The organism is Mesorhizobium sp. M0239, assembly GCF_040321815.1.
Taxonomy (GTDB): Bacteria; Pseudomonadota; Alphaproteobacteria; order Rhizobiales; family Rhizobiaceae; genus Mesorhizobium.
Genome location: NZ_JAMYSG010000033.1, coordinates 62443 through 73186 on the forward strand (window position 1 = coordinate 62443; position 10744 = coordinate 73186).

Annotated in this window: 11 protein-coding genes; 8 read left to right on the forward strand and 3 right to left on the reverse strand. The window is 64.3% G+C overall.

What is annotated here, in order from left to right:
- Nucleotides 1-5 precede the first annotated feature (5 nt).
- From odhB to NKI99_RS28020, 5 genes are all read left to right on the forward strand, one after another.
- A complete protein-coding gene (gene odhB, locus NKI99_RS28000) occupies nucleotides 6-1286 on the forward strand; it encodes a 2-oxoglutarate dehydrogenase complex dihydrolipoyllysine-residue succinyltransferase (protein WP_023811280.1) in 1281 nt (426 codons plus the stop codon).
- Between the two features lie 58 nt (nucleotides 1287-1344).
- Nucleotides 1345-1863 carry a hypothetical protein gene (locus NKI99_RS28005; RefSeq protein ID WP_023811279.1) on the forward strand — a complete coding sequence of 173 codons (519 nt, stop codon included), beginning with the start codon at nucleotides 1345-1347 and terminating at the stop codon, nucleotides 1861-1863.
- Nucleotides 1860-2615, forward strand: coding sequence for an SDR family oxidoreductase (locus NKI99_RS28010; RefSeq protein WP_127296321.1), 756 nt, complete (start codon nucleotides 1860-1862; stop codon nucleotides 2613-2615). The genes NKI99_RS28005 and NKI99_RS28010 overlap by 4 nt, the downstream gene beginning before the upstream one ends.
- A 23-nt stretch (nucleotides 2616-2638) precedes the next feature.
- Entirely contained in the window at nucleotides 2639-4045 is a 1407-nt protein-coding gene (gene lpdA / locus NKI99_RS28015; protein WP_352612851.1) for a dihydrolipoyl dehydrogenase, read from the forward strand.
- Between the two features lie 664 nt (nucleotides 4046-4709).
- The gene (locus NKI99_RS28020; protein ID WP_352612853.1) at nucleotides 4710-5180 is read left to right on the forward strand and encodes a DUF2867 domain-containing protein; all 471 of its coding nucleotides are present in this window, start codon (nucleotides 4710-4712) and stop codon (nucleotides 5178-5180) included.
- Nucleotides 5181-5182: 2 nt separating this feature from the next.
- On the opposite strand, the gene NKI99_RS28025 is transcribed toward NKI99_RS28020, so the two are convergent.
- Nucleotides 5183-6253, reverse strand: a complete 1071-nt coding sequence (locus tag NKI99_RS28025) for a TraB/GumN family protein (protein ID WP_023811275.1) — start codon at nucleotides 6251-6253, stop codon at nucleotides 5183-5185.
- Nucleotides 6254-6375: 122 nt separating this feature from the next.
- Nucleotides 6376-7314, reverse strand: coding sequence for a tyrosine recombinase XerC (locus tag NKI99_RS28030; protein WP_128304260.1), 939 nt, complete (start codon nucleotides 7312-7314; stop codon nucleotides 6376-6378).
- A 399-nt stretch (nucleotides 7315-7713) separates the two neighbouring features.
- Between NKI99_RS28030 and rimM the strand changes: the two genes are divergently transcribed.
- Both rimM and trmD read left to right on the forward strand, forming a co-directional pair.
- Nucleotides 7714-8313 carry a ribosome maturation factor RimM gene (gene rimM / locus NKI99_RS28035; RefSeq protein WP_128304259.1) on the forward strand — a complete coding sequence of 200 codons (600 nt, stop codon included), beginning with the start codon at nucleotides 7714-7716 and terminating at the stop codon, nucleotides 8311-8313.
- Nucleotides 8310-9014, forward strand: a complete 705-nt coding sequence (gene trmD, locus NKI99_RS28040; RefSeq protein WP_352612855.1) for a tRNA (guanosine(37)-N1)-methyltransferase TrmD — start codon at nucleotides 8310-8312, stop codon at nucleotides 9012-9014. Before rimM ends, trmD begins: the two co-directional genes overlap by 4 nt.
- Here the strand turns inward: trmD and NKI99_RS28045 are convergent.
- Complete coding sequence (locus NKI99_RS28045; protein WP_352612857.1) at nucleotides 8996-9748, reverse strand: sulfite exporter TauE/SafE family protein; 753 nt, start codon at nucleotides 9746-9748, stop codon at nucleotides 8996-8998. The two genes, trmD and NKI99_RS28045, sit on opposite strands and share 19 nt — an antisense overlap.
- A gap of 328 nt (nucleotides 9749-10076) precedes the next feature.
- Here NKI99_RS28045 and rplS point away from each other — a divergent pair, with 328 nt between their 5' ends.
- On the forward strand, nucleotides 10077-10625 hold the full coding sequence (rplS, locus tag NKI99_RS28050; protein ID WP_023811269.1) for a 50S ribosomal protein L19: 549 nt from the start codon (nucleotides 10077-10079) through the stop codon (nucleotides 10623-10625).
- The last annotated feature ends 119 nt before the right edge of the window (nucleotides 10626-10744 follow it).

The window sequence follows — 10744 nt, forward strand, 5'->3', positions numbered from 1 at the left end:
GCACAATGGCTACCGAAATCCGCGTTCCCACTCTCGGCGAATCCGTCACTGAAGCGACCGTCGGCAAATGGTTCAAGAAGGTTGGCGATACAATCGCCGCCGATGAACCGCTGGTCGAGCTCGAGACCGACAAGGTGACGGTGGAGGTGCCTGCCGCCGCCGCCGGCACGCTGGGTGAGATCACCGTCAAGGAAGGTGAGACGGTCGGTGTCGGCGCGCTGCTCGGTTCGATTTCGGCAGGTGGCGCGGCCGCCGCTCCGGCTACCAAGCCGCAGGCGGTGTCGCAGGCCTCGTCGCCGGATGCCGCATCGACCGGCAAGCAGGCCGCGGCCGAGACCGCCAAGATTGCCGGCGACGCCGGCCCGGTCGAACCGCGCACCATGCCGCCGGCACCGGCCGCGGCCAAGCTGATCGCCGAAAGCAATCTCTCGGTCGACCAGATCTCCGGTTCGGGAAAGCGTGGCCAGGTGCTGAAAGGCGACGTGCTCGACGCCATCTCCAAAGGCGCGCCGTCACAGCCGGCAGAGACGCCCAAGGCGGCACCTGCACCGGTTGCCGTGCGCGCGCCATCCTCCGGCGACGACGCCTCGCGCGAGGAGCGCGTGCGCATGACCAAGCTGCGCCAGACCATCGCGCGCCGCCTCAAGGAAGCGCAGTCGACCGCCGCCATGCTGACCACCTTCAACGAGGTCGACATGTCTGCGGTGATGGCGCTGCGCACCAAATACAAAGACGTGTTCGAGAAGAAGCACGGCGTGAAGCTCGGCTTCATGGGCTTCTTCACCAAGGCCGTCACCCACGCGCTGAAGGAAATCCCTTCGGTCAATGCCGAGATCGACGGCACCGACATCATCTTCAAGAACTATGCCCATATCGGCGTCGCCGTCGGCACCGAAAAGGGCCTCGTCGTCCCGGTCGTGCGCAATGCCGACCAGATGTCGATCGCCGAGATCGAGAAGGACATCGGCCGGCTGGGCATCGCCGCCCGCGACGGCAAGCTGTCGGTCGCCGACATGCAAGGCGGGACGTTTACGATTTCCAACGGTGGCGTTTACGGGTCGCTGATGTCGACGCCTATCCTCAACGCGCCGCAGTCGGGCATTCTGGGCATGCACAAGATCCAGGAGCGGCCTGTCGTGGTCGGCGGCCAGATCGTGATCCGGCCGATGATGTACCTGGCACTCAGCTACGATCACCGCATCGTCGACGGTAAGGAAGCGGTGACCTTCCTGGTCCGCGTCAAGGAAAGCCTGGAGGATCCGGAACGGCTGGTACTCGATCTCTGAGGTCTGGTGCTGATCCGGCTGTTGGAATGCGTGCCGGAGGAAGGATCTGCGCGGCAGAATGACGACCCGTTCCCTTAGCCTTTCCAAGGTGCTTTCGATCGCATCGATCGCGGCCGGCATGGTGCTGGCCACCGCCGGCGCCCATGCAGCCTGTCCGATCGAGCTCGCCGTCTATGGCGACGCCCAGAGCGGCAGCGAAATCGATTTCACGCCGACCGGCACCTCGGCGACCGTCACCAACAGCTTCCGCATGATCCTCGACAACAATGTGGTGCTCAACGGTATCGTTATGTGGAACGAAGGCGTGTCGCGGCCGAACGGCGCGCTGATGTACAAATGCCCCGAAGGCGACGTCACCGGCGAGGAGCTTGCTGCCTGCACGCCCTGGCATGGCGTCATCTACACGTCGGATGACAAGGGCAACATCGGACTGCTGCCGGCCGAAGGGGTCGAAGCGCCGAAGACGCTGATCCTGCCGGACCTCGGGCCGGCGTTGCGCCAATCCTCGGCCTATGGCGGCAGCGGGTTTTCGAAAGTGCCGTGGGATGTGTTTGTCTTGAAGGGATGCCAGGAATGAGCGAGGCGAAAAAGGTGCTGCTGGTCACCGGCGGCAGCCGCGGCATTGGCGCCGCGGTCTGCCGGCTAGGATCGAAAGCCGGCTACCGCGTGGCGGTCAACTATGCCTCGAACCAGGCTGCCGCTGACGCAGTGGTCGCCGAGATCAAGGCCGGCGGCGGCGAGGCCTTAGCCGTCAAGGGCGATGTCGGCAGCGAGGCCGATATCGTGGCCATGTTCGAGGCCGTCGACCGCGCCTATGGCCGGCTCGACGCCTTCGTCAACAATGCCGGCATCGTCGACGTCAAGGCGCGTGTCGACGAGATGGACGTCGCGCGGCTGGAGCGCATGATGCGCATCAATGTCGTCGGCTCGTTCCTGTGTGCCCGCGAAGCGGTGAAGCGCATGTCGACCCGTCATGGGGGGGCGGGCGGATCGATCGTCAACATCTCGTCGGCGGCAGCGACATTGGGCTCGCCGGGCGAATTTGTCGACTATGCCGCCTCCAAGGGTGCCATCGACACGTTCACCGTCGGGCTCGCCCGTGAGGTCGCACTGGAAGGCATTCGCGTCAATGCGGTGCGGCCCGGCCTCATCGATACCGAGATCCATGCCTCCGGCGGGCAGCCGGACAGGATAGAGCGGTTCCGCGACCTGCTGCCGATGAAAAGAGCCGGCACGGCTGATGAAGTCGCGGGCGCGGTTCTCTATCTTCTATCCGACGCCGCGTCCTATACGACGGGCGCGATCCTGAATGTAAGCGGCGGCCGCTGAGCGCCAAGCAAAGGGAAACAAACATGGCTTATGACGTCGTTATCATCGGATCGGGACCGGGCGGCTATGTCTGCGCCATCAAGGCGGCGCAGCTCGGGCTCAGCGTTGCGGTGGTCGAGAAGAACGCGACCTTCGGCGGCACCTGCCTCAACATCGGCTGTATTCCGTCGAAGGCGCTGCTCCATGCCTCCGAGATGTTCGCCGAAGCCGGCCATTCCTTCGACGCGCTCGGTATCGAGATACCAGCGCCGAAATTGAACCTGACGAAGATGATGGCGCACAAGGATGCGACGGTGTCGTCGAACGTCAACGGCGTCGCCTTCCTGTTCAAGAAGAACAAGATCGACAGCTTTCGCGGCACCGGCAAGGTGGTCGCGGCCGGCAAGGTCTCGGTGACCGGCGAGGACGGTAGAGTCGAGGAGATCGAGACAAAGAACATCGTCATCGCCACCGGCTCTGATGTCGCCGGCATTCCCGGCGTCAAGGTCGACATCGACGAGAAGGTGATCGTGTCGTCGACCGGCGCTTTGTCGCTGGACAAGGTGCCCGGCCATCTGGTGGTGGTCGGCGGCGGTGTCATCGGCCTCGAGCTCGGCTCGGTGTGGGCGCGGCTCGGCGCCAAAGTCACCGTGGTCGAATTCCTCGACACCATCCTGGGCGGCATGGACGGCGAGGTCTCCAAGCAGTTCCAGCGCTTGCTTTCAAAGCAGGGCTTCGAGTTCAAGCTCGGCGCCAAGGTCACCGGCGTCGCCAAGGCCAAGAAGGGTGCCGCGGTCACCTTCGAGCCGGTCAAGGGCGGCGCCGCCGAGACGATCGAGGCCGATGCCGTGCTGATCGCCACCGGGCGCCGGGCCTATGCCGACAGTCTCGGGCTGAAGGAAGCCGGCGTCGAGGTCGACGAGCGCGGCCGGGTCAAGACCGATGGCCATCTCAAGACCAATGTCCCGGGCATCTATGCCATCGGCGATGTCATCGCCGGGCCGATGCTGGCACACAAGGCCGAGGACGAGGGCGTGGCGGTGGCGGAAACCATTGCCGGCCAGGCCGGCCACGTGAACTATGACGTCATTCCGAGCGTCGTCTACACCAGCCCGGAAATCGCCTCGGTCGGCAAGACCGAGGAAGAGTTGAAGAAGGCCGGCATCGACTACAAGGTCGGAAAGTTCCCGTTCAGCGCCAATGGCCGGGCGCGCGCCATGCTGCACACCGTCGGTTTTGTGAAGATCCTCGCCGACAAGCAAAGCGACCGCGTGCTCGGCGTGCATATTGTCGGCTTCGGCGCAGGCGAGATGATCCACGAGGCGGCGGTGCTGATGGAGTTCGGCGGCTCGTCGGAGGATCTCGCCCGCACCTGCCATGCGCATCCGACGATGTCGGAGGCGATCAAGGAGGCGGCGCTGGCCACGTTCTTCAAGCCCATCCACATCTAAAAGGCCAATGCTTCGTCATCCTCGGGTTAAGCCCGAGGATGACGAAGGCATGGTGACACCACTAACCAAAACGGCCCGCTTTCAGCGGGCCGTTCGTATTTGATATCGAACCGATCAGTTGGCCGGTGCGGCAGGAGCCGGCGCTGGAGCCGGTGCGGGCGCTGGGGCCGGGGCCGGTTCTGCAGGGGCAGGGGCCGGAGCAGGTGCAGGTGCAGGTGCAGGTGCAGGCGCCGGTTCGGCTGGCTTCATCGGTTCTGCCGGTGCGGGCGCGGGGGCCGGTGTGCTGGCCGCCGGCGGCTCGGCGGGTGCCGGGTGCTCACCGCTTCTTCCAAAAACATAATACGCGACAACCGCCAGAATAACGACGACCAGCGCAATCAGCCAGCCACTACCGCCGCCACCACTCTGCTTGATGGTGGTGTTGGTGGTGTTGGGATTGAACGGGTCGTTTGGATTCGGTGCGTTCGCCATAAAAGTGTCCTCCGTGGATGAAAAATATCAATCAACACCATACAACGCGCAATCATTGAACTGGTTTCACGCTAGGGTTGGAAAACGCCAAAAACAAGGACAATCCGCCGTTCCGGAGCCGGAATGGCGTCGTTTCGCCACGCAGCGCGCCAAGTCCGTGCCTGCTATGGTCGATTCAGAGGATTTTGCCGCGATGAATTCCACAGCGCTGATTGTCCCGAACCCCCACGACGCTCTTGCCGGCGCCCAGTTCGCCGACCGCTATGTGCTGGTCACCGAAGGTCTTTCATTGACCGCTCTCGGCGCCGCCGAACGGGCTTTGGGGCAAACGCCGCGCTGGGTTGGAAGGCTCATAGCGCTGCGCAATCTTGCCGTCAGGCCATTCCGGCTGAAGACGGGCCTGGAACCTGCCGTGTTGCCGGGCGGCAAGATCGGGATCTTTCCGCTTATCAGCCAGTCTCCCGGCAAGGTCGTGCTTGGCCTCGACGACCGGCATCTCGATTTCCGTGTCCTGGTCGAAGTCAGGGATCTTGGCGTGGGCCGGCAAGAGGTGGCCGCGACGACGATCGTCAAGACGCACAATTGGCTCGGGCGCGCCTATCTCGCGATCATCATGCCGTTCCACCGGATCGTCGTTCCGGCGATGCTGGCCCAGATCAGATAAGGTCACAGGCCTACAGGCGTGACGGTGTAACCGGCCTTGCGGAAATCCTCGACGAGGCCTTCGGGACCGGGAAGGTGGAGGGCGCCGACCGCCATGAAGACGTTGCCCCTGGCAAGGATCGGTTCGGCATGCTCGACCATCACCTTGTTGCGGCTGGTGATCATGGTTTCCTCGAACGCCGCATAGCCCGCGGGGTCGTCCGTGCCATCCGGCATGGCCACGCGAAACAGCGGCCAGAACATGCCGGTGTCGCCGCGCTGGTAGAGCACGATCATGGTTTCGTTGATGTCGTTGATCTTATCGCCGAGCTTCAGCGTGTCGACGAGACCCTTCATGTGAAACGCCAGCGGCAGCGAGGCCATGGCCCGCAGCTGGCTTTCAGCCGTCTCCAATCCTTCCACCGGCTTGCCGGAAGCCTTCGCACCTTGCGCCAGCCTGACATCGAGCACCGGGGCGCCGCCTGACTGGCGGGCCAGCTCGCAGGCCGGCAGTGCCATCATGGCCGAGAGCATCCACGGCTTCATCTTGGCAACCGTTGCCGGAGGAATGCCGCGTGCGTCGAGCGCGGCGTTCATGGCCGCCGCATCGTCGGGCGACAGCAGCGACGCCAGCGTCGTCGAATCGGTGAACATCATCAGGTCCGGCTCCTGGAGCATCGCGACCATCATCTTCTGCTTGTCGAGCACGTCGGTGGTTTCGATGACGATGGTGCCGGCGGCGTCATAGGCTTTCTGCGCGTCGGGAGGCAGCGTGGTGACGCGCGGGTCGGTCATATGCATGGTGCCGAACAGGAAGGACGGCTTCTCGCCGGGCTTCTCCAGCTTCCACAACAGGCCCTTGCCGTTCGGTGTCGCTGCGGCTTCCGCTTCGATCTTGCGGTAGGTCGCCGGATCGTTCTTCTGCAAGGCCGACAGCATGTCGGCGCCGGTGCAGGTCGGGATTCCGGCATGCGCCTTGCCGGCCGCGAACAGCAGCACGGCGAGGAACGACAGGAAGAACAAAACATTGAGCGCGACGAGCAGCTTCAGCGACACGGAAGCTGCACGGTCGGCGATGGCGATGACGCGTTTCATGGTTTTGTCTTCATGTTTGACCATGATCTTTTCCGAAAACCGGGTCCCACTTTTCGGGATCATGGTCAGTCTAGAACCGAAAAGCGGCAAAACGGTTAATTGGTACTGCGAAATTGAAGGGTTCATGCCCGTGGATGGGCTGATTCGTAAATCTCGAGCAGCCTAGCGGTGTCGACGCCGGTGTAGATTTGCGTCGTCGACAGGCTGGCGTGGCCGAGCAGTTCCTGGATGGTGCGCAAATCGCCGCCGCGGCCGAGCAGATGCGTGGCGAAGGAATGGCGCAGCGCATGCGGCGTCGCGGTATCGGGCAGGTTGAGCGCCGAGCGTAACTTGGCCATGTCGCGCTGGACGATGGCCGGGTTGAGCGGGCCGCCACGGGCGCCGCGAAACAGCAGGCCCTTGGGGTCGAGATGATAGGGGCAGAGCCGGCGATATTCGGCGATTGCCCTGAGCGCCACCGGCAGCACCGGCACCAGTCGCGTCTTGCCGCCCTTGCCGGTGACGCGCAGCACGGTGTCGGTCGCCGACGCCAGGTCGGCGCCGGCCAAGCCGAGCGCCTCGGAAATGCGCAAGCCGGAGCCGTAGAGCAGTGTCAGCACAGCGGCGTTGCGGGCCGCGATCCAGGGTTCTTCCGCCAATTGGCCTTCGATGGAAACGATATGCTTGGCGTCGCTCGCCGTCAGCGGCTTGGGCAGCGATTTGGGCTGGCGCGGCGCCCGCAGGGCTGCCGCACCGGCCGCATTGGCGAGGCCGCGCCGCTCGAGGAAACGCAGCAGTGAGCGAATGCCCGCGAGACCCCGGCCGAGCGTGCGGGCACCGGCGCCGGCATTGCGCCGTGCAGCGAGGAAGCCTCGCAGATCGGCCGGGCGCAGATCGGCGATGTCCGAAATGCCGGGCGAGCCGCCGCAATGGCCGGTGAGGAAATGCAGGAACTGGCGCGTGTCGCGCTCATAGGCTTCCACCGTCTTAGGCGACAGCCGACGTTCTCGCGCGAGCATCTTCAGCCAGCTTTCGCGCGCCGCCTGGAGATCGGGTTTGGCCGGGATCAGGAATTCCTGCATGGCGGCATTTTCGGGTATTCGGGTTAGGAAGCGGTGAAGACCCTCATTGAAATGACCGCCGACAGGGGTTAGGAAACCATCGATTGGTGGCAGGTCGCAACCTTGGTGATTGGCTGAAATGCCCGCCCCCTTCGTCATCCTGGGGCGCAGCAGGAGCGAAGCGACGTCGCGGAGACCCCAGGATCCATGCCGTGACCTGCGAGCGTTGCTGCGGTACAGAAGTTACAAATATTCGCGGCGGACAATGCGACGTGTCCGCAGATGGAGATTTGGCTGGAACGAGACTCGTGACCCTTTCTGAACTGCCGTGCTTTTTGGTCGCTGTAACGGAATGGATCCTCGGGTCTGCGCAGTCGCTTCGCGCCTGCTCCGCCCGTGGATGACGAAGGTAGAAGCGCCATGAGCAAGCTCCAGAACCCTGTCCAGATGGCCGTGATCGGCGCCGCCCATGGCATCAAGGGCGAATTGCGGGTGAAGACCTTCACCGGTGAACCGCTGGCGCTGGCCGACTACGGCCCGCTCTACGCCCGTGACGGCCGCGCCTTCCAGATCATCGACATCAGGCCCGCCAACACCGTCGTCGTGGTCCGCTTCAAGGGCGTTGCCGACCGCAACGCGGCCGAGGCGCTGGCCGGCACGGAGCTGTTCGTCGACCGTTCGATGCTGCCGGACGACGGCGAGGAAGACGAGTTCTACCATGCCGACCTCGTCGGCCTCGAAGTCCGCGACGAGACGGGTGCCGCACTCGGCAAGATCGTCGCGGTGCACAATTTCGGCGGCGGCGACATTCTCGACGTGACGCTGGGCGGGCGCAAGGGCGTGCTGATCCCGTTCACACAGGCTGCCGTGCCACAAGTGTCGATCGCCGAAGGCTTCGTCCGTGTCGACCCGGCGGCGGCCGGACTTGTCGAGGACGAGGATGGCGACGGCCCGCGAGAGGAAGACTTCGATCCGAAGGGCAGGCCGCGCGGACCGAGCGATGCCGGGGGCAACCGGTGAGTTTTTCCGCTTCGGTGCTGACGCTTTACCCCGAGATGTTTCCCGGCGCGGTCGGCCTGTCGTTGGCCGGCCGGGCGCTCGAGGCCGGCACGTGGTCGCTGGAGGCGATCCAGATCCGTGACTTCGCCACCGACCGTCATCGCACCGTCGACGACACGCCAGCCGGCGGCGGCGCCGGCATGGTGATGCGCGCCGACGTGCTGGCGAAAGCCATCGACCACACTTCGCCGGAAGGCGACCTGCGGCCTCGGCTGCTGATGAGCCCGCGCGGCAAGCCGCTGACCCAGGCGCGTGTGCGCGAGCTGGCCGCTGGGCCGGGTGCCGTCATCCTGTGCGGCCGCTTCGAAGGCGTCGACCAGCGGGTGATCGACGCGCGGGGATTGGAGGAGATCTCCATCGGTGACTTCATCCTCTCCGGTGGTGAGCCGGCAGCGCTCGTTCTGCTCGATGCGGTGGTGCGGCTGTTGCCCGGCGTGATGGGCAACGCGGTGTCGGGCGAGGAGGAGAGTTTCGAAAACGGCCTGCTCGAACATCCGCACTACACGCGGCCGCAGGAATTCGAGGGCCGCGAGATTCCCGAGGTGCTGGTCTCGGGCAATCACAAGAAGATCGCCGCCTGGCGGCGAGCGGAGTCAGAGGCGTTGACGAAAGAGCGGCGTCCGGATTTGTTGGGCGCCGCCGCTCAGCCTTTCCAAAAGTAATAGAAAGCCAGAAACAGGCCGACGGCGACGACGAAGCCGCGCACCGCGTTTTGCGGCACGCGCTTGGCGATCCAGACGCCGGCATAGCCGCCGAGCGCGCCGCCCGGGATCATGATGATCGCCTGCGGCCAGGCGACGACGCGGCCCGAGACGAAGACGACGATCGCGACCGCGGCGATGACCATGGCCAGCATGTTCTTCAACGCATTCAGCCGGTGATAGTCGCCGGCTTGGGTGAGGCCGAGCGTCGCCAGCATCATCACGCCCATGCCGGCGCCGAAGAAGCCGCCATAGATGGCGGTGAGAAACTGCGCCAGGAAGCCGGCGAGCGAGCCCACCGCCGCTTCATGGCCGAGCTTCGGCACTGGTTTCAGCCAGGGGCCGGCGGCGAACAGGGCTGTCGCGGCCAAGAGCAGCCACGGCACCAGAGCGCGAAACGACGGATTGTCGAGCGCCAAAAGGATCAGAGCGCCGGCCAGTGCGCCCACGGCCGAGATCAGGCACAGCAGCAGTGCGCTGCGCCAGAAATGCCTGATATCGGCCGAGTAGGCGAGGGTCGAGGTGATGTAGCCTGGAAATTGCGTCACCGAGGAGGTGGCGTTGGCGACGATCGGCGGCAGGCCGACCAACGTCATGGCGCCGAAGGTGATGAAGGTGCCGCCACCGGCGACCGCATTGGCGGCGCCTGACAGAAAGCCCGCCAGAAAGAGCAGGATGGCATCGAAGACAGACATGAATTGCGGCCGCTCAAAACTGTGTTATTTCAGGCTTAGAAAGCCTGAACGACCGGCGCAACCCGGCACGGCAGGATTACGATGGTGCCATGCGAGCAGAAAATGCGCTGCCAAGGCGTGACAAAGCGGCGAAATAGCTGTATGTGCCCGCCCGTACCGGCCAGAAAGAATCTGCCGGACCCGTCAACAATGACGGTGTAGTCGCCCCTGCCTGATGTTTCAAAGACAAATCTCTTGGAGACAAAGGGCATAGCCAAGTGGTCAATGGAACTGCAAGGCGAGTGTCGGACGCTCTGACTGTCGGAAGAACAAGAAGTGGACTTTTGAGATGGATATTCTCCGTCAGCTCGAGGCCGAACAGGCCGCCAAGATCGAAGCCAAGCGCAAGCTTCCCGAATTCCAGCCCGGCGACACCGTGCGCGTCCAGGTCCGCGTGACCGAAGGCACCCGCACCCGCGTCCAGGCCTATGAGGGCGTCGTCATCGCCCGCGCAGGCGCCGGCTTCCAGGAGAACTTCACGGTTCGCAAGATTTCCTACGGCGAAGGCGTCGAGCGCGTGTTCCCGGTCTACTCGCCGATGGTTGAAGGCGTTGAAATCGTTCGCCGCGGCAAGGTGCGTCGCGCCAAGCTCTACTACCTGCGCGATCGTCGCGGCAAATCGGCCCGTATTTCGGAAAACACCGGCGTGCGCGCCCGCAAGCTGAACGACGAGGAGCGCGATGCTCTGAACGCCGAGAAGGCCCGCATCGAGGCCGAGAAGGTGGCAGCCGCCGAGGCCCTGGCCGTCGAGAAGGCCGCTCAGGACGCCGCCGAGAAGAAGGCCGCCGCCGAGGCAGCTGAAGCCGCAAAGGCAGCCGAAGCAGCCACCGCCGAATAAGTTTTTCGGCGAGCAAGTTTGAAAAGGCGGCTTCGGCCTAATGCAGTTCACTTAGGCACCTTCAGTGTTCTGACAGGATATTTGGCTGGTAGCTTTTTGACGACACGGGGGCATGATCG

Bases quoted from the DNA above. Each gene is read 5' to 3' on its own strand.
- odhB (WP_023811280.1), top strand. From the start codon at position 6: ATGGCTACCGAAATCCGCGTTCCCACTCTCGGCGAATCCGTCACTGAA.
- NKI99_RS28005 (WP_023811279.1), top strand. From the start codon at position 1,345: ATGACGACCCGTTCCCTTAGCCTTTCCAAGGTGCTTTCGATCGCATCG.
- NKI99_RS28010 (WP_127296321.1), top strand. From the start codon at position 1,860: ATGAGCGAGGCGAAAAAGGTGCTGCTGGTCACCGGCGGCAGCCGCGGC.
- lpdA (WP_352612851.1), top strand. From the start codon at position 2,639: ATGGCTTATGACGTCGTTATCATCGGATCGGGACCGGGCGGCTATGTC.
- NKI99_RS28020 (WP_352612853.1), top strand. From the start codon at position 4,710: ATGAATTCCACAGCGCTGATTGTCCCGAACCCCCACGACGCTCTTGCC.
- NKI99_RS28025 (WP_023811275.1), bottom strand. From the start codon at position 6,253: ATGAAACGCGTCATCGCCATCGCCGACCGTGCAGCTTCCGTGTCGCTG.
- NKI99_RS28030 (WP_128304260.1), bottom strand. From the start codon at position 7,314: ATGCAGGAATTCCTGATCCCGGCCAAACCCGATCTCCAGGCGGCGCGC.
- rimM (WP_128304259.1), top strand. From the start codon at position 7,714: ATGAGCAAGCTCCAGAACCCTGTCCAGATGGCCGTGATCGGCGCCGCC.
- NKI99_RS28045 (WP_352612857.1), bottom strand. From the start codon at position 9,748: ATGTCTGTCTTCGATGCCATCCTGCTCTTTCTGGCGGGCTTTCTGTCA.
- rplS (WP_023811269.1), top strand. From the start codon at position 10,077: ATGGATATTCTCCGTCAGCTCGAGGCCGAACAGGCCGCCAAGATCGAA.